Annotated in this window: 24 protein-coding genes; 9 read left to right on the forward strand and 15 right to left on the reverse strand. The window is 63.4% G+C overall.

Annotated elements, in window-relative coordinates:
* Positions 1 to 24 precede the first annotated feature (24 nt).
* From CK215_RS04750 to CK215_RS30620, 3 genes are all read right to left on the reverse strand, one after another.
* A complete protein-coding gene (locus CK215_RS04750; protein WP_095830273.1) occupies positions 25 to 621 on the reverse strand; it encodes a glutathione S-transferase in 597 nt (198 codons plus the stop codon).
* 121 nt (positions 622 to 742) lie between these two features.
* Complete coding sequence (locus tag CK215_RS04755; RefSeq protein ID WP_170950248.1) at positions 743 to 1,201, reverse strand: GNAT family N-acetyltransferase; 459 nt, start codon at positions 1,199 to 1,201, stop codon at positions 743 to 745.
* Between the two features lie 248 nt (positions 1,202 to 1,449).
* A complete protein-coding gene (locus tag CK215_RS30620) occupies positions 1,450 to 1,824 on the reverse strand; it encodes a histone (RefSeq protein WP_127246189.1) in 375 nt (124 codons plus the stop codon).
* Positions 1,825 to 2,561: 737 nt separating this feature from the next.
* On the opposite strand from CK215_RS30620, the gene CK215_RS04765 reads away from it, so the two are divergent.
* Positions 2,562 to 3,155 carry a TetR/AcrR family transcriptional regulator gene (locus CK215_RS04765; protein ID WP_067330364.1) on the forward strand — a complete coding sequence of 198 codons (594 nt, stop codon included), beginning with the start codon at positions 2,562 to 2,564 and terminating at the stop codon, positions 3,153 to 3,155.
* 20 nt (positions 3,156 to 3,175) lie between these two features.
* On the opposite strand, the gene CK215_RS04770 is transcribed toward CK215_RS04765, so the two are convergent.
* The 5 genes from CK215_RS04770 to CK215_RS04790 all read right to left on the reverse strand — a co-directional run bounded on the left by CK215_RS04770 (position 3,176) and on the right by CK215_RS04790 (position 6,166).
* Positions 3,176 to 4,012, reverse strand: coding sequence for a DMT family transporter (locus CK215_RS04770; RefSeq protein ID WP_095830274.1), 837 nt, complete (start codon positions 4,010 to 4,012; stop codon positions 3,176 to 3,178).
* Entirely contained in the window at positions 4,009 to 4,587 is a 579-nt protein-coding gene (locus CK215_RS04775) for a TetR/AcrR family transcriptional regulator (protein ID WP_095830275.1), read from the reverse strand. The genes CK215_RS04770 and CK215_RS04775 overlap by 4 nt, the downstream gene beginning before the upstream one ends.
* Before the next feature lie 205 nt (positions 4,588 to 4,792).
* On the reverse strand, positions 4,793 to 5,245 hold the full coding sequence (locus CK215_RS04780; RefSeq protein WP_095829242.1) for a hypothetical protein: 453 nt from the start codon (positions 5,243 to 5,245) through the stop codon (positions 4,793 to 4,795).
* A gap of 110 nt (positions 5,246 to 5,355) precedes the next feature.
* Positions 5,356 to 5,718 (reverse strand): DoxX family protein, encoded by a 363-nt coding sequence (locus CK215_RS04785; RefSeq protein ID WP_095830276.1) that lies wholly within the window; start codon positions 5,716 to 5,718, stop codon positions 5,356 to 5,358.
* 25 nt (positions 5,719 to 5,743) lie between these two features.
* Positions 5,744 to 6,166, reverse strand: a complete 423-nt coding sequence (locus CK215_RS04790; RefSeq protein WP_095779158.1) for a VOC family protein — start codon at positions 6,164 to 6,166, stop codon at positions 5,744 to 5,746.
* 181 nt (positions 6,167 to 6,347) lie between these two features.
* On the opposite strand from CK215_RS04790, the gene CK215_RS04795 reads away from it, so the two are divergent.
* Positions 6,348 to 7,103, forward strand: a complete 756-nt coding sequence (locus CK215_RS04795) for a helix-turn-helix domain-containing protein (protein ID WP_095830277.1) — start codon at positions 6,348 to 6,350, stop codon at positions 7,101 to 7,103.
* A 24-nt stretch (positions 7,104 to 7,127) separates the two neighbouring features.
* Here CK215_RS04795 and CK215_RS04800 read toward each other — a convergent pair whose 3' ends face one another.
* Genes CK215_RS04800 through CK215_RS04810 form a run of 3 tightly spaced genes read right to left on the reverse strand, consistent with a single transcriptional unit; the run spans position 7,128 to position 9,264 of the window.
* Complete coding sequence (locus CK215_RS04800; RefSeq protein WP_095830278.1) at positions 7,128 to 7,976, reverse strand: 23S rRNA (adenine(2030)-N(6))-methyltransferase RlmJ; 849 nt, start codon at positions 7,974 to 7,976, stop codon at positions 7,128 to 7,130.
* Between the two features lie 7 nt (positions 7,977 to 7,983).
* On the reverse strand, positions 7,984 to 8,607 hold the full coding sequence (locus CK215_RS04805; RefSeq protein ID WP_095830279.1) for a hypothetical protein: 624 nt from the start codon (positions 8,605 to 8,607) through the stop codon (positions 7,984 to 7,986).
* Positions 8,608 to 8,619: 12 nt separating this feature from the next.
* Positions 8,620 to 9,264 carry a TetR/AcrR family transcriptional regulator gene (locus CK215_RS04810; RefSeq protein ID WP_245418609.1) on the reverse strand — a complete coding sequence of 215 codons (645 nt, stop codon included), beginning with the start codon at positions 9,262 to 9,264 and terminating at the stop codon, positions 8,620 to 8,622.
* A gap of 136 nt (positions 9,265 to 9,400) precedes the next feature.
* Here CK215_RS04810 and CK215_RS04815 point away from each other — a divergent pair, with 136 nt between their 5' ends.
* The 3 genes from CK215_RS04815 to galE all read left to right on the forward strand — a co-directional run bounded on the left by CK215_RS04815 (position 9,401) and on the right by galE (position 12,762).
* Positions 9,401 to 9,856: a carboxymuconolactone decarboxylase family protein gene (locus CK215_RS04815; RefSeq protein ID WP_095830280.1), complete on the forward strand. Its 456-nt coding sequence runs from the start codon at positions 9,401 to 9,403 to the stop codon at positions 9,854 to 9,856.
* Between the two features lie 798 nt (positions 9,857 to 10,654).
* Positions 10,655 to 11,716 (forward strand): UDP-glucuronic acid decarboxylase family protein, encoded by a 1,062-nt coding sequence (locus CK215_RS04820; RefSeq protein WP_095830281.1) that lies wholly within the window; start codon positions 10,655 to 10,657, stop codon positions 11,714 to 11,716.
* Positions 11,716 to 12,762 carry a UDP-glucose 4-epimerase GalE gene (galE, locus tag CK215_RS04825; RefSeq protein WP_095830578.1) on the forward strand — a complete coding sequence of 349 codons (1,047 nt, stop codon included), beginning with the start codon at positions 11,716 to 11,718 and terminating at the stop codon, positions 12,760 to 12,762. The genes CK215_RS04820 and galE overlap by 1 nt, the downstream gene beginning before the upstream one ends.
* A 276-nt stretch (positions 12,763 to 13,038) precedes the next feature.
* Here the strand turns inward: galE and CK215_RS04830 are convergent, their stop codons facing one another.
* Positions 13,039 to 13,506 (reverse strand): DUF995 domain-containing protein, encoded by a 468-nt coding sequence (locus CK215_RS04830; protein ID WP_245418610.1) that lies wholly within the window; start codon positions 13,504 to 13,506, stop codon positions 13,039 to 13,041.
* A gap of 513 nt (positions 13,507 to 14,019) precedes the next feature.
* Between CK215_RS04830 and CK215_RS04835 the strand changes: the two genes are divergently transcribed.
* The 3 genes from CK215_RS04835 to CK215_RS04845 are packed head-to-tail and all read left to right on the forward strand — an operon-like array spanning position 14,020 to position 17,034.
* Positions 14,020 to 14,937, forward strand: coding sequence for a lysylphosphatidylglycerol synthase domain-containing protein (locus CK215_RS04835; RefSeq protein WP_095779161.1), 918 nt, complete (start codon positions 14,020 to 14,022; stop codon positions 14,935 to 14,937).
* Positions 14,938 to 14,942: 5 nt separating this feature from the next.
* On the forward strand, positions 14,943 to 16,019 hold the full coding sequence (locus tag CK215_RS04840; protein WP_066995901.1) for a glycosyltransferase family 2 protein: 1,077 nt from the start codon (positions 14,943 to 14,945) through the stop codon (positions 16,017 to 16,019).
* 31 nt (positions 16,020 to 16,050) lie between these two features.
* Complete coding sequence (locus CK215_RS04845; protein ID WP_095779162.1) at positions 16,051 to 17,034, forward strand: NAD-dependent epimerase/dehydratase family protein; 984 nt, start codon at positions 16,051 to 16,053, stop codon at positions 17,032 to 17,034.
* Positions 17,035 to 17,062: 28 nt separating this feature from the next.
* Here the strand turns inward: CK215_RS04845 and CK215_RS04850 are convergent, their stop codons facing one another.
* From CK215_RS04850 to CK215_RS04860, 3 genes are all read right to left on the reverse strand, one after another.
* Positions 17,063 to 19,477, reverse strand: coding sequence for a sulfatase-like hydrolase/transferase (locus CK215_RS04850; RefSeq protein WP_170950224.1), 2,415 nt, complete (start codon positions 19,475 to 19,477; stop codon positions 17,063 to 17,065).
* Positions 19,478 to 19,820: 343 nt separating this feature from the next.
* Positions 19,821 to 20,561 carry a hypothetical protein gene (locus tag CK215_RS04855; protein ID WP_095830283.1) on the reverse strand — a complete coding sequence of 247 codons (741 nt, stop codon included), beginning with the start codon at positions 20,559 to 20,561 and terminating at the stop codon, positions 19,821 to 19,823.
* A gap of 137 nt (positions 20,562 to 20,698) precedes the next feature.
* Complete coding sequence (locus CK215_RS04860; RefSeq protein WP_245299612.1) at positions 20,699 to 21,214, reverse strand: hypothetical protein; 516 nt, start codon at positions 21,212 to 21,214, stop codon at positions 20,699 to 20,701.
* A 206-nt stretch (positions 21,215 to 21,420) separates the two neighbouring features.
* On the opposite strand from CK215_RS04860, the gene CK215_RS04865 reads away from it, so the two are divergent.
* Positions 21,421 to 24,093, forward strand: a complete 2,673-nt coding sequence (locus tag CK215_RS04865; protein WP_095830284.1) for a DUF6212 domain-containing protein — start codon at positions 21,421 to 21,423, stop codon at positions 24,091 to 24,093.
* The last annotated feature ends 5 nt before the right edge of the window (positions 24,094 to 24,098 follow it).

Below are 24,098 nucleotides of genomic sequence, written 5' to 3' on the forward strand. Positions count from 1 at the left end.
GCTCGTAAGGGAGATTACCAGTCCTCACCCCGGCACGCAGCCCTTCAATTCCGGAAACTTCTCGTCGAAGCGCGCGGCCCAACGTGTAAGCCGGCCGCGGCCCTTTTCCCACTGGCCGCCGAAACGCAGCGCGAGATAGCCGAGAGTGGCACGCAGCGCCAGCTGGCCGGCGGTGACCTTCTTGGGCAATTTCGGCGGGTTGGCGTTGAGCAGGTCGAGCGCGGCGGTGATCTTCGCCCACTGACGGTCGAGCCAGGGCTGATAGACCATGGCGTCGGGGCGCGTGCGCCGCTCATAGACCATCGACAGCGCGCAGTCGCAGATGCCGTCGGCCAGCGCCTCCAGCACCTCGGCCTCGAGCCGCTTGTCGGGGTTGCGCGGGAACAGCACGTTCTTCGACAGCCGGTTGAGATGCTGGGTGATCGCCCGGCTGTCGTGGATCGTGCGGCCGTCCTCCAGCACCAGCACCGGGATCTTGCCCAGCGGATTGGCCGAGATCAGCTCCGCCGGCTTGTCCTCCGTCTTGACCGGCACGAGGTCGATGGCGATGCCGGCATAAGCGGCGGCCATGCGGACCTTCGAACTATAGGGAGAGGTGGAGGCGTAGAGCAGCTTCGGCATGGATCGGGTTCCTGATTGTCCGCGCGCACTGTTGACCGAATGCTATTGCCAGAGCAACGGCCAGCGCCGCCAAAACCTACCGCCAGTTGGCCGCACCTTGTTCGAGCGGCGCGTGCCGCCGCTACTTCAGGGACCGCTCCATGATGATGGTTCGTTCGTCGTCGTGGAAGCTGTCCCGGAGCGCGCAGAAGCCAAGTCTGAGATAAAATCGCGCCGCGGTGACCGAGGACGGCACCGTCAGCACCGTCGCGCCGTTTGCCCGCGCTGCCTCCTCGATCTCCAGCATCAGCCGGCTGCCGACGCCGCGTCCCTGAAATTCAGGATCGACGAACACAGATCGAACCGTTGTTCCGTCCAGCCCCGCGGTACCGACAATTTTGTCGCCGCAAATGGCGACAAAGACTTGGCGCTTCTTGAAAAGTTGCAGCACGGCCGAGGGGCTGAAGCTCTGCTCAACGCGGGCGATGATTTGCGGCCCGTACTCCCTGGCGTTGTTTTTCCGCAGAGCGGCAACAATGACCCGGCTTACCGCTTCGGCATCGCCCTCGCCTGCCCGTCGAATTCCAAGCCACAAAGCCATGATCAACCCTTTCTACCTGATCGACGTGCGGCAGCAGCCGACATCGCCCGGACCAGAACGGATCGTGACGATGCGAGCCGGTCGCGCAACAAAAAAGCTCCCGGAAGTTTGCCGGGCGGCAAATTTCCAGGAGCTTTCAGGACAGGCCTTTGCCATCCACTTCGCCCGCTGTCATGCCGAACTGGCGAGAGGGGCGCCTCGACGGCACCCACCCTCGCCTGTTCAGGCTCGCGAGCGAAGTTACGCGATTACTTCTTGGCCGGCGCCTTCTTGGCAGGCGCTGCCTTCTTCACGGCTGCCGTCGACTTGGCGGCTGCTGCTTTCATCGGCGCCTTGGCGGCGGGCTTGGCCGCTGCCTTCGCTGCCGGCTTCTTGGCGGCGGGCTTCGCTGCCGCCTTCGCGGCGGGCTTGGCTGCCGCCTTCGCGGCGGGCTTGGCTGCCGCCTTCGCGGCCGGCTTAGCCGCAGCCTTCGCCGCAGGCTTTGCCGCTGCCTTGGCCGGAGCCTTGGCGGCTGCCTTCGGTGCCGCTGCCTTCTTCGCTGCTGCAGGTTTCGCGGCAGCCTTCGGTGCCGCTTTCTTTGCCGGCGCTTTCGCCGCCGGCGCCTTGGTTGTCGTCTTTGCCATGCGATGCCCCTTGCGTTTTGCCCAAGGTCGTGAGTGACCCGGCGTGCTCATGCATATCTGACTCGCGGCTATCTAGCCAGCGAAGCAACACAATGAATTTCAGTTATTGAATTTTGGTTACGCAAGACGCGTTGACAAGGGCATCGGCGAAAAAAACGACAGAGAATCTTTGCCCTTCGAAGTGAAAATGCGCCGTCGAGAATTCCCGATGCTCTCTATCGCCGGATCATCCAGACATCTTGATGCCGCGCAGAGCGTAGAATGTGAGCGTATTGCTCATAATGGACAACGCACACCATACAAAGCACCTCATCTTGTCCAGCGGAAAGATTTACAAGTCAAGGCGGAGCAGAACCGAACCGGCGAAGGGGCAAAGCTTGCGTGGCAAAAAGCGAGCTTACCGCTCATATTCAAAAAACTGCCGCTGGAGAGCTTGATCCGCTCAGGCTCCACTGCAGACGGCGTGAGGACTCCGCCGTTCCATCCTCCTCGCAAGTTCCGGGGGGAGAAAACCGTTGCGCACAGTCCTGGAATTGCTGTTCTTCGTTGGTCGCAATTCCGGACGGAAAACCGCTTCGCACTTTTCCTGGAATTGCTGTTCTTCCTTGGTCGCAATTCCGGACGGAAAACCGCTTCGCACTTTTCCTGGAATTGCTCCATAAAATGTGAGTATCTTGCTTATATTCTCGGGAGGCAGGTTGGGGATGTCTACTCGCATTGCAAAGCCAGCCCCGCGCATGCGCAAGGAGCCGCGCCAGGCGCGCTCGGTCGCCACCGTCGAGGCGATAATCGAAGCAGGTGCCCGCGTTCTAAGCGAGATCGGCTGGGCGGGCTTCAGCACCAACAAGGTGGCCGAGACTGCGGGCGTGAGCATCGGGTCGCTCTATCAATATTTCCCCGACAAACTTGCGCTGGTCGACGCCATCCGACGCCGCCACTTCGACCATGTGCTGTCCGTCATTCGCGAAGCCGCGGCCGAGGAGAAGCCGCTCAGGCAATTCGCGCGCGAACTGGTGCGCGGCATGATCGCCGCGCACAGCATTCACCCGACGCTGCATCAGGTGCTGCTCGACGAGACGCCGGGCGACCGCGGCTCGCGCGCCGCGCATGCCTCGTTCCAGGCCCGCTATCTCGAGCACTATGCGGCGGCCGTCGCGCAATACCGCCGGCGCCTGAAGAATACCGAGACCGTGGCGCGCGTGCTCTCCTCAGCCGTCGAGGGCGTGATCCACAATGCGGCGCGCCGCAACATGCTCGATGCGCCGGAGCTGCAGAAGCAGCTCGGCGAGCTGATCTGCGCCTATCTGTCAGGCCAGGGCGCGCGAGCGTGACGATCGCGAGACCGACGCCGTCAGGGTCGATAGCCGAGGCAGATCGCGCCCAGTGCGACGACGGCACAGGCTCCGATACGGCGCGGCGTCAACTGCTCGCCGAGGAAAAAGCGGCCGATGAAGGCCGCGAAGACGACACTGGTCTCACGGATGGCGGTGATCGGCCCGGCCGGCCCCAGCGCGAAGGCGGCGACCACCGCGCCATAGGCCAGCAGCGCGAATAGGCCGCCGCTCAAGGCCTTGCGTGTTTCCGGCGCACGCAGGTCGACAATGAGCCTGCCGCGCAGGCCGACGAAAGCCGCCGGCAGCAGGGCACCGTAGATCAGCAGCACCCAGGCGGTGTAGGCGGCGCTGTCGCCGGCGACGCGCACGCCGATTGCGTCGACCGTCGCATAGGCCGCGATGATGACGCCGGTGGCCAACGCGTAGAGGATCGATGTCACTGAGGCCCTGCCCCGCCCGACTGACAGACCCATAATGCCGCAGGCGACCAGCGCGATGCCGATGAGTTCCGGCGCGGCGAGCCGCTGGCCGGCCAGCAGGAAGCCGCCGAGCGCCACCAGCAGCGGCACGCTGCCGCGCACGATCGGATAAACCTGCCCGAGCTCGCCAAAGCGGTAGGCGGCAACCAGGAACACGCTGTAGCCGACCTGAAGGACGGCCGACAGCACGACATAGGGCCAGGCAGCCGCAGCCGGCAACGGATGGAAGAGCGCCAGGACAATAGCAGCGGCAGTGCTCGAGAAGCTCATGACTGTGACCGTCCACAGCCTGTCGGCCCCGGTCCGTAGGAAGGCGTTCCAGCTGGCATGCAAAATGGCCGCGGACAGCGCGAGCCCAACGACCGTCGCGCTCATTGGGGGACCCGCGCGCCGGCGAGGATGGCGGAAGCCGCCTTGCGCGCATTGGCGATGGCGGCATCAGCCTCCCCCATCTGGGCCAGCAGCGTCGCGCCCTCGATCAGCATCAGCAGCGCCGTGGCGACGCCCTCGGCACGCTCCGGCGGCATCTCTTCTTCCAGGATGGCGCGCAGGCGCGCCCGCAAACCCTTCTTCTGGCGGCTGGCTGCCTTGAACACCGGATGATAGGGATCGCCGAACTCGGCGAGCGCGTGCGCGAACAGGCAGCCGTGGAAGTCCGGATCGCGAAACCAGCGTTCGTGCCAGTCCAGTATCGTTAAGATCTTCGCTTCCGCCGTGTCCGCCGTCGCGGCCAGCCGGTCGAGCTGGCGTTCGAAACGCGCCGCGCGGTGCTCGAGCACTGCGACGATTAGCTCGTCCTTCGCCGGGAAGTGGCGGTACATCGTCATCTTGGCGATGTCGGCCTCGGCGATAATGCGGTCGATGCCGGTGGCGTGGAAGCCGTCGCGCTTGAACAGCGAATACGCGGTGTCGACGACATGCTGGCGTTTGGCGGAGGGCGATGCGGGCATTATGCTGCCGCGTGATGAGACAGGTCTGTCTCTTTTTAGGCGACAGTTCGACAGTTGTCAATCGGCAGCCGATTAGCCGATTTTGCCTTCCGGCAATGGCCGGCAAGCTCAGAATTATTCGCGATGGGACTGATGCCGTCGACGGGCCGAACGGAGTGGCCTGCGACCTGAAGGGCGCAGACCGGGGGAATGGATCTGCGGCTTCTTACCGAAGCACGCGGCAGCGGCCGTTATAAACCATCCAGCGGTCGAAGCCGGAGACGCAGAACTCGACATTGTCGCCGATCGAGGCGAAGCCTTGGCCTTCCTCGATCAGGTAGAAGATCGAGCGGTCGCGGCCGTCCGACAAGCTGACGGTGGCGCGGCAATAGTGCCGGCCGATCGGCCATCTCTCGCTCGACGGCAGATAGCGATGCAGGCGGATGTTATGGAAATCGGTGATCGCGACATCCGGCAGGTGCGGCACATGATGAACCTGATAGCTGAAGCGATCGGTGATCTTGCTCAGCACCCAGGCCTCGGCGCAGACGCTGCCGTCATCCTCGGTTAAAACGGCAAGGTCGGCGGCCTGCGCTGCCTGGGTGAAACCAAGCGACGTGCCAAGCGGCGTCAGAAGCGAAATCAGCGCGGCAAGGGCGGAATGGGCGAAGCGAGTCATGACAGCCTCTCAAGGTCGGTTGCACGCACTGTGCGGATTCGCTTGACGGCGGTCAAGCGGTTGTGAAGACAATGGTTTCCCAAATCATCGTTCCAGATGCGGTCCGGCTGTCAGACGGTTCCCGCCACCAGCAGTCCGCCGACGACGGCCAGGTTGATCAGGAAGCCGTTGCGCAGCACCTGCCGCTCCGGCTCTTCGGACTCCCAGAAGCGCAGCAGCGCGACGTTCGTCGCCAGCGTGAACAGGACAAGCGCACCGGCGGCGAAAGGCACGGCAAGGCCGAGCGCGAGCATCAGGCCGGCGACGACTTCGAGCGCTGAGCCGGCTGCCAGCATGACAGCGGGAGCCGGAAACTTCCGGCTCGCCAGATAGTCGCACATCGCCTTGAATTTCAGGAAGTGCTCGATGCCGGCGAAGACGAACACGCCGCCGATGAGAAGCGCGCCTATCGCCTGAACGGTATCGATCGACATGTCGACCTCCTGCCAGGCTTCCGGGTCAATCCTTCGGGATGAAAGCGGGGTTGTAGACGACTTCCCAGAGATGATCGTCGGGATCCTGGAAATAGCCGGCATAGCCGCCCCAGAAGGTCTTTTGCGCCGGCTTGGCGACGCGGGCGCCGGCCTTGACGGCCTCGGCCATCGCAGCGTCGACCTCGGCCTCGCTCGACACGTTGTGGCCGATGGTGAACTCGGTCGGACTGCGGCCGCTCTGCGGCACGGTGGCGTCGAGGGCGATGCTCGCGCGCTCGAAGATCGCGAATTTCAAGCCGCCGGCAAGCTCGAAGAAGGCGACGGCGCCGTGCTCGAACTCGCGGCCGATGATGCCCTCGGTCGGCAGGCCCAGGCCGTCGCGGTAGAATTTGAGCGACGCCTCCAGATCGTCGACGCCAAGGGTGAAGACGGTGATGCGAGCTTTCATTTCTGTCACTCCCTTCTATATTCGTCACCACATCCGCGACCGGATGCGGCGCAGTGAAGGCGCTGGACGCGCCAAGAGGCTGCATCCGTTTTGCCACGGCGGAAGCGACCCGCATTGAAGATTTCGGCCAAAATGGCCGAAGCGGATCCGCCAGAGGACGCCGAAGCAGATCGGAGAAGATATGGAAGCGGTCCTGGCGCAGACCACCGGCTTCTTTCGGGAACGGCCCGCCCCGCGAGGCCTGGCCGGCGCCTTCTCCGCCGTCTGGGTGCATCGCATGGCGAAGCAGGACGTCCCGCCAATCGTCATCACGCCAGACGCGACCATCGATCTGCAATGGATCGAAGGTCGCTTCCGCGTGGCCGGACCGGACAAGGAGCCGCAGATCGAGCGCCTTCCCCCCGGGTCGGTGATCATCGGCTTCCGCTTCCGGCCGGGCGCGGCCGCCGGGTGGCTCGGCGTGCCGGCCGGCGAAATCGTCGGCGGGCGGCTGAGCCTCCAGGACTTATGGGGTACGCGTGCCCGCGAACTGTCGGATCGCGTCAAGGCCGCGCCCGACCTCGCCGGCATGGTGCGGCAGCTGGAGAATAAAATCGGCGCGCATACAGAGGGGTGCGATGCGCTCGATGCGCTGATGGGCAGGGCCTTCGACCTCATTGATGAAGGCCTGTCGCCGGAGACGCCGCTGGTTCCCTATCTGCTCAACCGCCTCAACATGAGCGAGCGGACGCTGCGCCGGCGTTTCGAGGAGGCTTTCGGCTATGGTCCGAAGACGCTCGACCGCATCCTGCGCTTCCACCGCTTCCGGCGCCTGCAGCGACGGCATAGCGATGCCTCGACCGCGCTGCTCGCCATCGAGGCCGGCTATGCCGACCAGGCGCATCTGATCCGCGAAACCCGGCGGCTGACCGGCGTGACACCCTCGGCGCTGGCGTAACTAATCTTCGGCTGGTCCCCGATCTCACTCACCGGCCAGCCATTCGATCGTCCAGCGCGACGGCTGTTCGACGGCAAGCGCTCCATGCAAGGCCGGCAGCATCAGCCGCAATTCGACCTCCAGCGTGAAGGGCGGGTTCACCACCACAAGGCCACTGCCGTCGAGGCTCGGTTCGCTCGAGGCAGGCCGGATCTCGAAGCCGATGTCGAGCAGTTTTGGAATGCCTGTCTCCTTCAGCGCGGCGCGGAAGGCGGCGACCGCCTTGCGATCCTTGATCGGATACCAGAGCGCGTAGATGCCGCCCGGCCAGCGCCGGTGCGCTCGGCGCAGGTTCTCGACGAGACGCTGGAACTCGCCCTCCTCCTCGAAGGGCGGATCGACAAGCACGAGCCCGCGCTTTTCCTTCGGCGGCAGATGCGCGCCGAGCGCCAACCAGCCGTCGAGCTCGATCACCCTGGTCTGGATGTCGCCGGCGAAGACGGCTTTGAGCCGCGCAGCGTCCTCGGAATGCAACTCGATCGCCGTAAGCCGATCCTGCTTGCGCAGGAGATGGCGCACGATCAGCGGTGAGCCGGGATAGCGGCGGAGACCGCAGTCGGGATTTTCCAAGCGCACCGCTTCCAGATAGGGCTGAAGCAGCGCGGCCGTCCGAGGCTCGAGCGCGGCCTCGGACAGCCGGCCGATGCCGCCCTGCCATTCACCCGTCTTGCCGGCCTCCACCGACGCGAGATCGTAGCGGCCGATGCCGGCGTGAGTGTCGATAACGCGAAAGGCCTTGTCCTTCTGCTTCAGATACTCGACCAGCCGGCTGAGCACCGCGTGCTTGACGACATCGGCGAAATTGCCGGCGTGGTAGGCGTGGCGATAATTCATGCCGCCTTCACCTTTGCGAACCGCCGCGGCCCCAGCGCGGCGGCGGGGGCTGCGAGTTGGGATTCTGCGGCGGCTTGTTGCCACGCCCAAAGACCAGCGAAAGCACCAGCCCAGCCAAGCCGACGCCCATCAGCGTGTAACCGGCCGGCTGCGCGCGTTCGTCGACCGAGCCGGTGCCGGCACGCAAGATCAGGTCGACGGCGCGCATGTCGATGCCGTCCGCATCGCCCGGACCGACAGTGAAGACGTAAGCGCCCGGCGTGACCGTCTCTATCACGCCGGCCTCGTCGCGAAAGATCTTGTCGGGCAGTTGCGGGCTCACCTGGCGTGGATTGTCGGCGTGGTTGAAGGAGAGCGTCGAGGCGAGCGCCGTGCGGCCGCCGCTTGCCGCGGTCAGCGTCAGCACCGTGTGCTGCTGCGAGGCGACGCGCTCGGCACGCGCGGTGAGGTCGACCAGCACGCGGACAGGCGCGTCGCGCGCAGCGAGCCGTACGGTCGCCGGCCGGAAGCGGCCGCCCTCGTAGACGCGCCAGGTGCCGATCGCATGGCCGGAGAAATTGCTCATCGCCCAGGGATAGAAGACCCCTATGGCAGCGCCGGCGATGAGCACAAGAACCGAGAGGAAGCGCATTGAAAGCCCTGGTTAGAGTTTCTTGCGGGCGCGATCGCCACTTTTGGCGGCCTCGTCCCGGGCAGCGTCGCGAATCCGCTCCATCTCGTCCAGAAACATCTCCAGGCCAAGCTCGAAAGTCTTGTCGAAACCGCTTGTGCCAAAATAAGCCGCGGCCGCCACGACACTGGGATAGTCGCGCTGCAATTCTTCGTCGCTGACCGTGGTGACCGCCGACGGCCCCTTGGCGTAGCCGGCGGTCTCGTCGAGGATCGCCCCCATCAGATAATAACCGGCGGCGCGGAACAGACGGGCGCTGAGCTCAGGTCCGAAGCCGCCATCCTCGAACAGGCCGATGATGGCGTTCAACTTGGCGAGGCAGGGCGGCGAGTTCATGCGATAGACGACGATGAACGGCGCGAAGGCCGGATGCTCCGTCGCCACACGCCGGAACTCCTGCATGCCGATGCGCGCCCGCTCACGCCAAGGAAGGCCCTCATCGGGGATCACGAGCCCGCTCATCTGGCGATCGACCAGCGCCTCGTAGAGATGCGCCTGCGAGGGAAAGTGATGGTAGATGCTCATCGCCTCGCAGCCGAGCCTGGCGGCGAGCTTGCGCATCGAGAAGCCGGAGAGCCCTTCCCGCTCGATTACCTCAAAGGCCGCGTCCTCGATCATTTCGCGGGACAGTTTTCCGCGGGTTCGGATTCTCTTGCTCGGTGAGTCCATGGCGCCGCTTGACAACTTACACTGTAAGGTTCATGTTCCAAATAACCTTACACCGTAAGGCTCACAAAAACCAGAGGAGAACACCATGCCTGTCATTCGCATCATCTCAAGCGCGCACTCCTGCCTTCGTTCAGCCTCGCTGCTCGCCGCTATCGCGTTCACCGCGGCCTTGACCATGCCTGCCGGCGCCGACGACTATGACGACGCCATCAAGGACATCCAGTCGACCATGGGCGGCGTGCCCGGCTTCATGAAGCAGTTCCCGAAAGCCGCTCTGCCCGGCGCGTGGGCAGAGGTCAAGGCCATCGAGCTCAGCGACAATACGGCGCTGCCGCCGAAGGTGAAGTCGCTGATCTCGCTGGCGGTCGCGGCGCAAATCCCCTGCAATTATTGTGTCTGGTCGGACACCGAGAACGCCAAACGCGCCGGCGCCACCGACGAGGAGATCCAGGAGGCCGCCTTGACCCGCCACTGGAGCACCATCTTCAACGGCATGCAGGTCGACTTCGCCCAGTTTAAGAGGGAGATGGGCGGAGAATAAGGAGGGCAATGAGGAGTAGAAATAGGAATGCACGGCGTCCAGTTGTCCAACCTGGGCTACTCCTTGTGCTCCCCTTTTTGATGCACCTCAGAGTGGTGGCGATGCCGGGAGGCCATCTCGGCGTGCCGGACAGCACGGGTGCGGAGCCGTCGTCACCACGGCCGCCTAGCCCCGATCAATTCGGAAAGCGCGTTTCGCAGATAGGGCCTACAGGCTCGCCAGATCTACCTGTTGGCGAACTAAGATATACTTGCGCAATTTTCTAGCCCGAAAGACCGGCCGCAAGAAATGCCAGAGCCCGAGAGACGGCGCCAGACGCATTCCTTGTCCTTCACCTTGAAGCCTTCCGCCTCTAACGCTCGACAAGCTTTGCGTAGGCCCTGGCACGCGGTGTTTTACCGCGGGAAAACCGGCCGGAACCGACCCCTTCTATGACTCAAAGGCGCGCCTGCCTACGCTTACAGTTAACCAACCGCAAAAGACTGAAGTTAATGAATCCCTAAATTAGTTGACTATGCCGCGCACAGGTATATCTTTCTATACGTTGGGTGTGCAATTTGGGCGAGCAGTCCGCGGTGGTGGCAACCATGTTCGTGGATCGCGACTTAGGGGCAAAGGGACGCTGAGCGGCAGCACATAAGCCGTACGGCAACGACCCCGCTTACTCAGACAAAACACATCGTGTTTTTGGCGACTTCGCGCATGCGGAGGGGATCGCCATGATTTCACCTGGTCGGGCAACGCTGTCGCCCCGGCCCGGAACGACGATGCGTGGGTGTGTGCGAGTATGAGGTCGCCATGGGTAGGGTCATCAAAGTTCTGAAGCTGGACACCAAGCCGGGACGGAGGCGTGCCGATCAAGGACGCGCGCTGGTCGCCGGCGGAGCAGGATTTCTGGGTTCTCATCTGTGCCAAAGGCTGCTTGCCGATGGATATGAAGTCATCGCGCTGGACAATTTCCACACGGGCAAGCGCTACAACCTGTCAGCGATAGCGCGTGACGCGACTTTCGCCTGCATCAGGCACGACATCGTCGAGGAACTGCCGACGGACCTTGCTGTCGACGAGATCTACAATCTCGCCTGCCCGGCTTCTCCGCCGCATTATCAGGCCGATCCGATCCACACCTTCAAGACCAGCGTGCTCGGCTCGATCAACCTTCTAGAGCTCGCGCGGCGACACAACGCCAAGATCTTCCAGGCCTCTACTTCGGAGGTCTATGGCGATCCGCTGGTGCATCCGCAGCCCGAAGGTTACTTCGGCAATGTCAACACGCACGGTCCGCGCTCCTGCTACGACGAGGGCAAGCGCTCGGCCGAGACGCTGTTCTTCGATTACTCGCGGACATACGGGATCGATGTCCGCGTCGCGCGCATCTTCAACACCTACGGTCCGCGCATGCGGCCCGACGACGGCCGCGTGGTGTCGAACTTCATCGTCCAGGCGCTGCGCGGCGACGACATCACCGTCTACGGCAGCGGCGCGCAGACGCGCTCCTTCTGCTTCGTCGACGACCTGATCGAAGGCTTCGTGCGCCTGATGAACGCCGGCGTGGCGCCCCAGCACCCGGTCAATCTCGGCAACCCCGTCGAGTTCACCGTCATGGAATTGGCCGAGCTGGTCATCGACTATACGAATTCACGCTCGCGCATCGTGCACCGGCCGCTGCCGGTCGACGACCCCAGGCAGCGCAAGCCCGATATCTCGTTTGCCAGGCAGCATCTCGGCTGGGAGCCGAAGGTTGCGCTGAGCGAAGGCCTCGCTCACACCACTGCCTATTTCGACGCCGTCCTGGGCGGACGCCGGTTCATCGCCCCGCGCAGGGTCCAGGCATCAACCGCCAGGGAGGCAACGGCATGATGACCCGCCGCCCCGTTCTGGTGACGGGTGGCGCCGGCTTCATCGGCAGCCATGCCTGCAAGCTGCTGTCGGCGGCGGGCTACTTGCCGGTGGTCTACGACAATTTGAGCCGCGGCAACGAGAAAGCCGTCGCCTGGGGGCCGCTGGTCGTCGGCGACATCCGCGACCCCGAAGCGTTGCGGCGGGCGATCGAGACTCACAGACCACAGGCGATCATCCATTTCGCCGCCCTTGCCTATGTCGGCGAGTCGGTCAGCGCGCCGGCGGATTATTATGCGACCAATGTCGGCGGCACCATCGCCGTACTGGACGCCGCGCGGGCAAGCGGCATCGACAAGGTGATCTTTTCCTCGAGCTGCGCGACCTATGGCGTGCCGGAAGCATTGCCGGTGAGCGAGGCCTCGCCGCAGAAGCCGATCAGCCCCTATGGCCGCAGCAAGCTGATGGGCGAAGAAATCATCAGGGACTATGCCGCTGCCTATGGAACGAGATACGCGATCCTTCGCTACTTCAACGCCTGCGGCGCCGATCCCGAAGGCGAGCTTGGCGAGTGGCATACACCCGAAACCCACCTCATTCCGAGGGTGCTGATGGCGGCGTCCGGCATGATCGAGGCGATCGAGGTCTTCGGCGCCGATTACGAGACGGCGGACGGCACATGCGTGCGCGACTACATCCACGTCAGCGACCTCGCCCGCGCGCATCTCATGGCATTGATGCATCTCGAGGCCGGCGGCGACAGCCTGTCCGTCAATCTCGGCACCGGCCGAGGCATCTCGATAAAGGAGATCCTCGAGGCCGTCGGCCGCGTCACCGGCCGGACGGTCCCGGTCGCCTATAAACCGCGCCGGCCCGGCGACCCGGCCGGGCTGTTCGCCGATCCCAGCCTTGCACAAGAGCAGTTGGGCTTTGTGGCGGAACTTTCCGATCTCGACACCATCGTCAGGACGGCAGCGCCCTTCTTCGGGCTCCGACCGGCCCTGAAGCCGAAGGTTTTCAAAGCGTCCACCGACGTCTCGCGCGCGAAGCGCGCGCCGCGCGCATGAACGCCGCGGAAAAACGCCAGCCTGCACGGCTGGCAGTCGTCCCTGTGAGTACTGTGTCGGGGCGTGGGCTCGCTGAGCTGGGTTGAGGGCTTGTCTCAGCGAGCCTCTTAGATTTGATCCGCTGGGACAATTCCGAGCGGAAACTGCTAGAGCAATTCCAGGACGTGCGCAGCGGCTTCCGTCCGGAATTGCGTGAGCAAAGAGATAGAGCGGTTCGGCGTTTCCGTGAAACGGCCAGCCGCTCTAGGCATCTTTCTGGACGTGCTTCAGCAGCGACTAACTCTTGGGATCGACCAGCTTGCGGGCCTTTTCGAAATCGACGCTCCTGGTATCGCCCGCCTGAATTTTCTTGAGCTCGTCGGCCGAATTGTCCGAAGCGTGCCTGAAGCTGTACCACCGGCCATCCGGATCCCTCCGTTGCTGGACGGTCCCGTTCAGGACGCGATGGCTGAAACAGGTGCGGATGGGCTGTGCCGTATAGGCCGTGGACCGCCAGACGAGCTCCATGCACATCTTGCCATCATTGCTGAGATGCCATGTACCTTCGGCGAAGGACGTTGAACCAGGCTTGGACGTCCAGGCACGCATGCGCCTGTCCTGGGCGAAATAGGCGGCTCCGTCCTCCCAGTTCCAGGTGCGGTCGGCATAGAACAACTGCAACTCAAATGCCGTCGGCGTGGTGCCTGCTTGTGCCGCTGCCGGAGACCCAGCGCCGGCTGCCTGAGCAACGCCGGACAGCGCCACTCCACCGCAGAAGAGCAGAAGCATCAGGTCCGCGCGCCGCGCAGAACGACGGCACCTCACGCTCCGCGCTGGTCTGGACGGCAATATTTTTCGAACTGCAGGAATGATGAGCGATAACATTTCGACGACGCCTTTCGATCTGGCGTCACTACCCAGATTGGGTATTCGATCCCAATGCGCAGCTACCGCCCCCACGTGATATTAACTGCCGCTCGAGGAATGGTGTCAACCTTCCCGTCGCAGCGAGCCAGGATCGCCCGCGAACGGTGATTGCGGCCGCGCCAAAGCTTGTGGATGGGCAAGCCGCTGGTTTATAGGATCGGCCGCTTATGATGGAGCAGAAACGTTGAACGGGCCGGCGACCACGGAAGGGCTCGGAATCTTGGCGCCTCGCCAGGCCATTGGAAGCCGGCAAGGGAGCCGGCGGCCTGGAGCCGTCCCCGGCCGTGCGCCCGATTTCGAAATCGAAGCAATTACCCGGAGTGCGGCGGTCGGCGCCATTCGGAGAACTGGTTGAAAAAAGCATTCTCGATAATCGTCACCCTGGCGCTGCTGGCCTGGCTTGCGGCAGACTCGCGCTGGAAGATGGTGGGCGACGCCTTCGCCAGCATCACGCCCGGCGCCTTCGCTGCGGTGACGCTGGCGCTGTTCGTCACTTATGTGCTGCGCGCGCTGCGGGTCTGCGACGAGTTCCGCGACGAGGTGAACGGCCGCTTCGGCGCCTGCCTGCGCGTCATCCTCATTCACAACGCCATGATCAACGTGGTGCCGTTCCGCGGCGGCGAGACCGCCTTCCCGCTGCTGTTGCGGCAGGTGTTCGGCATCTCGATCGTGCGCGCCGGCGCTTCGCTCCTGTGGTTCAGGCTGCAGGACGCCTTCGTCGTCGGCGTGCTCGCGTGCCTGGTGTGGCCCGGTCTTCACCCGGCGCTCAGGGCCGCGGGAATAGCAGCGCTGATTGCCTCCGCCTGGTATCTGCCGCGCTGGGCGCGCGCGCCGCATGACTGGGCCGGGCGCGGCAGCATCGTGTCGAAGCTCGGCAAGCTGCGCGATATCTTCACCGAGGCCACGGGGCGCTCCCGCTACGGCTGGTGGTGGACGGTCGCCAACTGGACGCTGAAGCTTGCCGTGCAGGGATGGCTGCTCGCCATGCTGCTCGGCACCTCCTTCCAGACTGCCTTTCCCGGCGCCGTCGGCGCCGAGGCCGCCGCCATCCTGCCGGTGCAGGGTGTCGCCGGCTTCGGCACTTACGAGGCTGGGGCCGCCGCAGCGCTGCTTTATTCCGGCATCGCCATGAAGGACGGGCTGCAGGCGGCGCTGGCGCTGCATCTGTTCATCCTCTGCTCGGCCGTTGCCACCGGTGCGATCGCCTGGCTGTTTCCGTCGAAATCGACGCTGCCGGAGACGCCGGCTACGGGACCCGCAAGGAAATGACCGCCATGGACATGCTTCCCATTCCTCAGTCGGGGCTGCCTGCCGGTGCCGTCATGCCCGAGCACCAGCTTTCCATCGTCATCCCGATGTATAACGAGGCCGACAACGTCGAGCCGCTGATCGTGCGTATCCACCAGGCGATGGAGAACTACAGCCAGCCCTGGGAAGTGGTGCTGGTGGACGACGGCAGCACCGACGCCACGCCGAACGAAATTCGCCGCCTGGCGGCCGAATACGGTGCGCATGTGCACGCTGTGGAGCTGGTGCGCAACTTCAAGCAGACGGCGGCCATGCAGGCCGGCCTCGACGCTGCCCGCGGCGATGTCATAGCGACGCTCGACGGCGACCTGCAGAACGATCCGTTCGACATACCGCGCATGGTCTATCGACTGCTGACCGAGGACCTCGACCTCGTCGCGGGCTGGCGCAAGAACCGCCAGGAGGGTTTCTGGATGCGCCGGCTGCCGTCACGCATCGCCAACTCGCTGATCGCGCGCGTCACCGGGGTTCGGCTGAAGGACTATGGCTGCAGCCTCAAAGTGTTCCGCGGCAGCGTCATCCGCAGCGTCAGGCTCTATGGCGAAATGCATCGCTTCATCCCGGCCTGGTTGGCGACGGTGACGACGCCGCGCCGTATCGCCCAGGAGGTGGTGACGCATCACGCCCGCATCCACGGCCAGTCGAAATACGGCATCTCGCGCACCTTCCGCGTGGTGCTCGACCTGGTCTTCATGTTCTTCTTCATGCGCTACCGCACCAGGCCCGGCCATTTCTTCGGCGGGATCGGGATCGTGTTCGGCGTGCTCGGCTCGCTGATCCTTGCTTACCTGTTCAGCTTGAAAGTGTTTTTCGGACAGGACATTGGAACGCGCCCGATGCTGTTCACCGGCTTCTTCCTGGTCATCGCCGGCCTGCAGATGGTAACGTCGGGCGTGCTCGCCGAGATGCTGTCGCGCGTCTATCTCGAGGCGAATGTTTCGCTCGCCTATGTAGCGCGCCCGCAGCCCGCGCCTGGCGAAGGCGATGGCTGGCGTTGGCCGAGCCCGCCCGCGCAAGCCAAGAAAGCCCCGAGACGGAAATGATCCCGCCCCTGCCCTCATCCGAGGTCCGCGCATGACCATCCTTGTGACCGGAGCCGCCGGCTTCATCGGCAGCCATGTCTGCGAGCGCCTGCTCGCCCGCGGCGACGCCGTTGTCGGCGTCGACTGCATGAACGCCTACTACGACCCGGCATTGAAGGCGGCACGGCTCGCCAGGCTTTCCGGCCGGCACGGATTTTCGTTCCGCCAACTCGACATAGCCGAGCCGGGCGCGCTGGCGGCGAATCTCGAGGGAACGCTGCTGAGCGGCATCGTGCATCTCGGCGCCCAGGCGGGCGTGCGCTATTCGCTCGAAAATCCGCGCGCCTATATCCACGCCAACATCGCCGGCCACCTGGAGGTGCTGGAGCTCTGCCGTGCATCGCCCGAGATCAAGCATCTGGTCTATGCCTCGTCGAGCTCGGTCTATGGCGGCAACACCAAGGTGCCGTTCGTGGAAACCGACCGCGTCGATAATCCGGTGTCGATCTACGCGGCGACCAAGAAGGCGGACGAGCTGATCAGCTCGACCTATTCGCATCTCTTTGGGCTGCCGCAGACGGGCCTGCGCTTCTTCACCGTCTATGGCCCCTGGGGACGACCGGACATGGCGGCCTGGATCTTCACCGAGGCGATGCTCTCCGGCAAGCCGATCCGCGTCTTCAATCACGGCGAGATGTGGCGCGATTTCACCTATGTCGACGACGTTGTCGAGGGCGTGATTGCGGTTCTCGACAAGCCGCCGGCGGCCGGCCGCGAGCGCCACCGCATCTACAACATCGGCAACAGCCAGCCGGTGCATCTCGGTCGCTTCATCGAGACGCTGGAAGGGCTGCTCGGCGTGAAGGCCATCCGTGAGGATCTGCCCATGCAGCCCGGCGATGTCGAGAAGACCTTTGCCGACACCAGCGCGCTAGAGCGCGACATCGGCTTCAAGCCGAAAGTGCCGATCGAGGAAGGACTGGCGAAATTCGTCGACTGGTACCGGCGGGAATGGCGGCCGGAGGGCAAGCTGTAAAGCGAGGCGCTGCCGCCGATGCCCTGCCCTACATGCATCCTTCGATAAACGGACTGCTGACCCATAGCGAGCCGTTGGTATACATGGCGGTTCCGCTGTCGTCGGTGTAGCCATGGGATTGCTCGTCGACGTGCAGCTTGCCGTTGGGCACAAGCTGCCCGTTCACTTTGATGGTCTTGATGAAAAGGTTGCGATCGCCGGGCCGGCCGTCTCCGGCCCACTGGTCGTTGACATAACGAATTTCGATCGTCTTTGGATTGGGCACGCCGTTAAGGTTGATGTGGAACGGTTGCGCCTCGACGGCCGCCTCCGTCAGTTCCGCCACGCGCTGCTCGCCTGTCGAGGCCTTGCTCTCCCTGCCCTGGACGGCGATCTCACCAAGGCGCTTGCCGTCGGCGAAGACGTCGAAGCGAGGCTGACCCTGGTAGTCGGTGCCGGCCGCGTCGATCTCCAAGCTTGTGGCTGTGCAGCGCCCCGCGTCTCCGGCCGCGTTGGCGACAAGTGTGGCTATGCGCCGCTTTTGCGATTGCACCCAGCCGGCAATCGGCTGCAGCAGCGCCGTTCGATCGCTCAAGCCTTCGTCGAATAGGTTCGTCTTTTCGCCGGGATCGGCCTTAAGGTCGTATTCCTCGACCTTGCCGGTGGTAGCGTTGAAAATCACCTTTCGATCATTATCGCGATAACCGAGCAAGGAGCCGGCCCACGGATTGAAGAAGAAGGTCCTGTTTGGCCGTTGCTCGCTGAACAAGCTGCGGCCCTGCCACTGCTCGGGCAATGGCAGTCCCAGTATGTCCATGATCGTCGGAGCGATATCGACGATGCCGCCGACCGGATGCGCAACTTCGTCATGGAAAAGGTGCTTGTTGATCATTATCAGCGGAATGTGGACGTTCTCGTCGTAGATCGCGGTGGCATGGACGTAGTCGCCATGTTCTCCGAACGCCTCGCCATGATCGCCAAGGACGACAACCAGCGTCGAATCGAGCTTGCCGGACTGCTTCAGTGAATCGAGGATTTCACCGAACGCTGCGTCGCCGACCTTCAGGGCGTTGAGATAGGCATTGAATTTTTCGTCATCGACGTAGTGCACCGGCCCGATGTCTTTGGCGGAAGGCACCATCTTCGAGAACATCGGGCTTCCGGTGATATACGGATAATGCGTCATCGCCGTGAACATGACGCCGAAGAAGGGCTTCTGCGGATCCTTCTTCATCCAGTCGATGATCGTTTGGGCCGTGCAGAGGTCACTGTTGTAGTCCATGTTCTTCCACTGCTCGGTACTGAGCTTGAAGGTCGGGGTGGCGCATTTCTGCCCCCGATAGTCCTGGATGACGTCCAGTCCCTTGTTGAGCAGGAACTCGTCCACACGCTGGAAACGGGAATCGGCGCTCCAGAAGAACCCGGTGCGAAAATTGTGCTTGGACAGGGTGTTGGAGATCGTCTCCAGCGGCAGGTACGGATATTTGGCAGTCATCCCGTAGAATGAGATGTCGTTGTACATCGAGGTCAGCAGCGAGAAGATCGAGTAGTGCGTGGACGGCGCATGCGCATAGATCTTGTCGAACCGAATGGAATCTCCGGCATAGCTCTTTATGTTCGGCGTGATCGGATACTGGCCGCCAAAGGTCTCGATGTATTTCGACGGCACCGACTCCATCATGAAAACCAGCACGTTCTTGATCGGATTTGGCGTCGGCGCCTTGAAGCTTGAGGTTTCCGCCGGACGTTCCCCGACGCTGGCGACATCGGGATCATCGCCGCCGCCGCTCATCGCAAAAGTCACCGGCGTCGAACTGAACCACGCCGACTGAACGAAATACACGATAGGATTGTCGACCTTGGATGCTGGCAGCGACTGAGCGCGCACATAATAGCCGCTGCCGACCAGGGCCGCGCCAATGCACAGAACCAAAGCGATGAGAAACCTCTTGCGGCCTGCGGAACTCAGCCGCTGGCACAAACTGCCCGCGGCGTAGCCGAGGGCCAGCACCAGAACGATGGACCCGAAAAGGATCGCGGCATCCCTCACGTTGAGGGCGTCGCCCATCGCGCTCTTGGCGTCGGCATTCTGCAGGAAGTCGCCATAGACCAGCCACTGGAAGGTGAAAGGCTCACCCAGCATCTTGACGAGATTGATGTTGGCAAATCCCCAGCCGAGCGACACCAGGACCACGAGATAGAAAAGGGAGGCGACTGCCGCGGATGCGAGCCGGCTTGATTTTGTAAGGAAGAGCAGGATCAGCGTTGCCGCCGTCACTGATGTGATGAGGATCAGGTCGTAATAGCTTGCCGCCAATCCCATGGGAATGGACGCCAGGCCTTCCTGAAATGTCGTTTGCGGATCGACGATGACGGCCCGGTAGATGCCCAGCAGAAGCCATAACCACAGGCTGGTGCAAATGACGCGCAAGGACATCCGCGTGAAGCGAAGTTCCTGCGTCAATGCAGGTTTCGTCCTCGATCCCGTCTGGCCACCCTCGGACCGGCTCGCCGAGCCCATACCGCCGCCGATACTCATGAAATTGCCCACCGCCAGTCTGTGCTCCGGCCAGAAACCACGGCCGGCAGCTTTCAAACCCCGTGCGCAAAATCGGTTCGGGGCAGGAAAGAGTCAACAAAATCAAGTGTGCGTTAACGACGTCTCTTCAGAACTGGTTAACCGCAAACACTGAAAGACAATGGGTTTGCCAAAGGGCCGATCAGCGTTGGAAGCGGCGAGCTTGCGGCAACAAAGAAAGCTGAGACCGTGTTGTGCGCCGGCCAGCCGGCCCAGCTTCATTCCGACGTCAGCCGAATGCGTACAGACCGTCCGTCGAGACTGCCCTGAAATAGGTCACGAATTCCCAGTAATTCTCGATGCGGTCGACGAAAGGCCGCTGCGGCGGCTTCAGGATCTCGGTCTCGAAGTGGTCCAGTCGCTGGGAACCGCCGAGATAGGCAATGATTGCATTGCCAACCAGTGGATCGCCGATGTCGCTATAGTGGATCGGGAAATACGGCTGTCGGGTCTCGAACAGCACGGATCTGATCTTTGCGCGAAACAGATTCAGCTCGCGCAGAAACGCGTTGAAACGTTCTATGTCGAAATGCACCTTCTTTCTCGGGCTGTCGGCTGCGAACCGGTCGGTGGCATGGACTGTCCATACTCCGGATGCTTCCGCTTCGAGCAGCGAGACGAAGGACGCGATCGGATTCCTGACAAGCCAGAGCTTCTTGACGCTTTCATCTTCCAACACGGGGAGTATGGCCGCGCGTGTCTGGTCGGGAAATACGTGAAAACCGACGAAGCGAGCCGACGGATCGTCGAAGATGCGCGCGATGAACTGCTCCGGCTCGACATCTCGCAAATCGACCCGATCGCGCGGCAGATCGATTTTCTCGTGATAGTCATGGCGCAAGCCGACGAAGCTCGGATTGAAGATTTCGCCGTGCAAGACCATCCCGTCATATTGGTTGAGATGGCGATTGAGCGCTTGAGAACCGGTTCGTGGCGAAGCGATCAGCACGAACTTCTGACAAGACTGCATTCACGCCACACCCGTTGGAGTTTGCCCGAACATACACAAACGACCTCTCCGTTCAAATGTGAGCGGCCGCTTGAAACGGCAACGGCGGGCGCCCTGAAGCACCCGCCGTCGTCGGTGTCCCAGCACCTGCTGAGGGTTCAACCGCCGCGCAGGCGCGTTGGGCTGAGGCTCGCAATGGTCGAACGCTGTTCTGCAGGACAAGTCGGCAGGAACCGGCTCGCATCCGCATAGGTCATGGTGGTGACGGAGTTCTTCAGGCCGCCGCGCTTGGCGATCCAGCCGCGAACCCAGCCAGGGTAGTTCTTCATCATGAAGTCGGCCGCGACCTGGTTGCCGCGCGCCCCGGCGCCATACGGCAGGTGGAAGCCGAACGATGCGTTGCGCGTGACGCAGACCTTGCTCTTGGGCATCGCCAGGTAAAGCGTGCAGGCCGAATCGCACGCACCGTTGAAGCGCACGAAGCCGCCGCTGCGGCGCATCTTCAGCATGCGGATGGCATAGTCGATTACATAGCCGCCGCGGTCGCCGCTGATCGTCTTGACGTAGCCCTTGCCGAGATTCATGCGCGGACGCAGCAATTGATCTGCCGAGCTCGTCGAGATCATCGCGCCCGTCAAGGCGAGCGCAGCGAGAAACTTCAATATCGTTTTCATTCGCGCCTCCTGCTATGCCGTGAACGGTTAGCCGGGACGCGTAAAGATTGGTTATGCCGTGTCGATAAACTTGTAACAGTCGACTGATTGTACAGTCTTTTTAGGAGCCGCTTGATTGCACTGGTTTATCAGTGGCGCAGAAGGATGATCACTGAAAAGTAAATCCGGCAAGCCTTGCCGGTCGATTTGGGTCAGAGGAACGTTCAATGACCGCTGCAAGCAAGCCGAAGCCGAAAGGCGGTAGTCGCCGCATCTGCGTGGTCACGCCTGCGATCCGGCGTGACGCCGATAAAGACGATGCCTCGACGCCCGGCGAACTTGCAAGGCTCTTCGCCGAAAACGGAGACGACGTCACGCTGCTGTGGGTTGCCGGCCGGGACGTGCCATCCACGGACGAGGTCGCGGCCCGACGGGCGGAGTTTGAGGCCGCCTCGGTCAAACTGGAGGTTCTCGACCGGTCCGACCAGTTGCTTCCCTCGCTGGCGACGCCCGAAAGCCGATCCGCTGCGCTGCTGCATTATCTCGAGCGGTGCAGTTACGATCTGGTCTACGCGCCGCTGGAGGGTGGCCTGCCCTACTTCACCCTGCTCGCGGCTGAGACCGATGCCTTCGCCACGTCGCCGATCGTCCTCCTTGCCCGCGCTCCGCAAGAATGGGCGCATGAAGCCGACAAAACATTCATGGGCAGCACCGAGGCGATCGCCACGGCCTACATGGAAAAGTACTGCGCCGAGATGGCCGACAGGACGGTCTGTGCATCCGCCGCCCTGCGCCAATGGATGCTGTCGAGAGGCTGGAAGGTGCGGAAGGCGACGGTGCTGCCGCCACCGCTTCGGGCCGTCCGGACCAAAGCGCCGCAGCCACCCATCGCGAGCAAGGCGCGTGAGCTTGCCGCCCTGGCCGGATCGCGCTTTCGTGACGGGCTGACGCTGCTCTGCGACGCGCTCGACATCCTCGCGCAATCGGCGCCCGAAGGGCTGACCCTCACCGCGTTCGGTCCATTCGGCAAGATCATGGGCGAGCACAGCGGCGGACTGCTTCTGCGGCGCGCCGAACGTTGGCCGTTCCGGCTCAAGCTGGTGCCGCGCGCGACCCTCGAGGAGAGGCTCGACTACCTCGCACGCAGCGGCGCCTTGGCCGTTGTCCCTAGCCTTGCCGCATCGACCGGCGAGGCCGTTGGCGCATGCACCGCGGCAGGGCTGCCCTTCGTCGCAACCAATGCCGGCGCGAATGCCGAAGCCTGGAAGGCTCAAGCCGGCCAGCCGCCGCTGGTCGAGCCCGACGCGGCGCAATTGGCGGCCGCCATGCTGGCAGCGCTCGAGAAACCGCCTCGGCCACGGCGGATCGATATGACGGGCCCCTGCCGCAAGGCATGGTTGGATACACGCAATGTGCCCGCTGCCCGGAAGCGCATTCGCAAGCAGCCTCAACCGGCGCCCCTGGTTTCGGTGGTGATGGCGCATCGCAACCGGCCGCTCTATCTCAAACAGGCCATCGAAGCGGTCGAGGCGCAAACCTACGGCACTCTTGAACTGGTGCTGGTCGACGACGGAAGCGACCTGGAAGAAGCCAGGCAATTGCTGGATACGTTGGAACCAGGCTTCCGTAAGCGCGGATGGAGGATCCTGCGCCGGCCGCACAAGCATCTTGGCGCCGCCCGCAATGCCGGCGTGCGCGCCGCGCGCGGCGAACTGATCCTGTTCGTGGACGACGACAATGCGCTTTTTCCGGAAGCCGTCGAGCATTTCGTCCGTGGCATGGCGGCATCGGGCGCGGACATCTGCACGGCCTTCCAATTGCTCTTCTATGAGGATTTCGTGCCCGAGGACCGGGCCGACGGCCTGATCCAGTATCTGCCGTTTGGCGGCCCCGACGCGCTGGGCCTGATCCACAACGTCTATGGCGACGCCAATGCGATGGTGCGCCGGTCGGTTTTCTCGCAGATCGGATTTTGGCTTGAGGATCCCGGCTATGCCATGCACGACTGGGAGTTCTTCGCGCGGGCGTCACTCGCCGGGCTCAAGCTCAGGCCCATTCCAAAGCCGCTCTACTGGTACCGCTCGAAGCCGGACGGCATGTTCCGCACGTCGAATTGGTACGACAACCGCTTGCCTGTCCTGGAGGCGTTGCGGACGCTGCGATCCGATGACACCCGGCTGCTCCACCAAATGGCCATCGCGCAGAACACGGCGCGTTCCGAAGTCGACAGCGCGCGCGAGAACCTGAAATATACGCCTGCCGATCGCAAATATTTGGCTCTCAGCGACCTCGAGCCGAACGGCGAGGAAGCGATCGAGACGCTCGCCGGCATCGCCGCTTCGGTCGGCCGCCACGATACTGCCACCGCCTTGCTTGCAGACGGTCTCGCCAGGCCGCAGCCAGACGCATCAGGCAGAGCCGTGGCGGCCGGCGCTTCAGGCGCGCTCGCTTACGACGCGCTGAGGAGCGCAAGGCTGCTTACGCCGCGCACTGCCGCGCTGCCGTTGCTGCTGGTCGCGCCCGACGGCGGCGTGTTCCTGCGCCCGCATGCGGAGGGTGCGGTCGCCGCATCGATCGATCACCAATTCCCGCCCTTCTTTCGCAGAATAGAGGCCGCCATCGAACTCGCCCATGCCGAGGCTCCGGCAATCGCGTTCGGCCTGGCGCTCGCCCGCCCGGACCGGCCTATAGACTGGCAGCAGGATGTCGGCGCGCAGACAATCGGCTTTTCCGGCTGGATGACGGTCCGCGACAGATTCGTGCGCCACGCCCTGGCGGCGACGGTCAATGTCAGGCGCAAGATGCCGCTTTCGATCGTGCTCGCGGTGCGCTTCGCGGAAGGACCGAACGGTGCTCCGAGCAACGCCTTCTTTCGGACGCTGACGGTGTTCAGCGACTAAAGCAG

Origin of the sequence: Mesorhizobium sp. WSM3864, from assembly GCF_002294955.1 — a bacterium.
Taxonomy (GTDB): Bacteria; Pseudomonadota; Alphaproteobacteria; order Rhizobiales; family Rhizobiaceae; genus Mesorhizobium.

Coding starts and splice junctions, on each gene's coding strand:
- CK215_RS04750 (WP_095830273.1), bottom strand. CDS start 621: ATGCCGAAGCTGCTCTACGCCTCCACCTCTCCCTATAGTTCGAAGGTC.
- CK215_RS04755 (WP_170950248.1), bottom strand. CDS start 1,201: ATGGCTTTGTGGCTTGGAATTCGACGGGCAGGCGAGGGCGATGCCGAA.
- CK215_RS30620 (WP_127246189.1), bottom strand. CDS start 1,824: ATGGCAAAGACGACAACCAAGGCGCCGGCGGCGAAAGCGCCGGCAAAG.
- CK215_RS04765 (WP_067330364.1), top strand. CDS start 2,562: ATGCGCAAGGAGCCGCGCCAGGCGCGCTCGGTCGCCACCGTCGAGGCG.
- CK215_RS04770 (WP_095830274.1), bottom strand. CDS start 4,012: ATGAGCGCGACGGTCGTTGGGCTCGCGCTGTCCGCGGCCATTTTGCAT.
- CK215_RS04775 (WP_095830275.1), bottom strand. CDS start 4,587: ATGCCCGCATCGCCCTCCGCCAAACGCCAGCATGTCGTCGACACCGCG.
- CK215_RS04780 (WP_095829242.1), bottom strand. CDS start 5,245: ATGACTCGCTTCGCCCATTCCGCCCTTGCCGCGCTGATTTCGCTTCTG.
- CK215_RS04785 (WP_095830276.1), bottom strand. CDS start 5,718: ATGTCGATCGATACCGTTCAGGCGATAGGCGCGCTTCTCATCGGCGGC.
- CK215_RS04790 (WP_095779158.1), bottom strand. CDS start 6,166: ATGAAAGCTCGCATCACCGTCTTCACCCTTGGCGTCGACGATCTGGAG.
- CK215_RS04795 (WP_095830277.1), top strand. CDS start 6,348: ATGGAAGCGGTCCTGGCGCAGACCACCGGCTTCTTTCGGGAACGGCCC.
- CK215_RS04800 (WP_095830278.1), bottom strand. CDS start 7,976: ATGAATTATCGCCACGCCTACCACGCCGGCAATTTCGCCGATGTCGTC.
- CK215_RS04805 (WP_095830279.1), bottom strand. CDS start 8,607: ATGCGCTTCCTCTCGGTTCTTGTGCTCATCGCCGGCGCTGCCATAGGG.
- CK215_RS04810 (WP_245418609.1), bottom strand. CDS start 9,264: ATGATCGAGGACGCGGCCTTTGAGGTAATCGAGCGGGAAGGGCTCTCC.
- CK215_RS04815 (WP_095830280.1), top strand. CDS start 9,401: ATGCCTGTCATTCGCATCATCTCAAGCGCGCACTCCTGCCTTCGTTCA.
- CK215_RS04820 (WP_095830281.1), top strand. CDS start 10,655: ATGGGTAGGGTCATCAAAGTTCTGAAGCTGGACACCAAGCCGGGACGG.
- galE (WP_095830578.1), top strand. CDS start 11,716: ATGACCCGCCGCCCCGTTCTGGTGACGGGTGGCGCCGGCTTCATCGGC.
- CK215_RS04840 (WP_066995901.1), top strand. CDS start 14,943: ATGGACATGCTTCCCATTCCTCAGTCGGGGCTGCCTGCCGGTGCCGTC.
- CK215_RS04845 (WP_095779162.1), top strand. CDS start 16,051: ATGACCATCCTTGTGACCGGAGCCGCCGGCTTCATCGGCAGCCATGTC.
- CK215_RS04855 (WP_095830283.1), bottom strand. CDS start 20,561: ATGCAGTCTTGTCAGAAGTTCGTGCTGATCGCTTCGCCACGAACCGGT.
- CK215_RS04860 (WP_245299612.1), bottom strand. CDS start 21,214: ATGAAAACGATATTGAAGTTTCTCGCTGCGCTCGCCTTGACGGGCGCG.
- CK215_RS04865 (WP_095830284.1), top strand. CDS start 21,421: ATGACCGCTGCAAGCAAGCCGAAGCCGAAAGGCGGTAGTCGCCGCATC.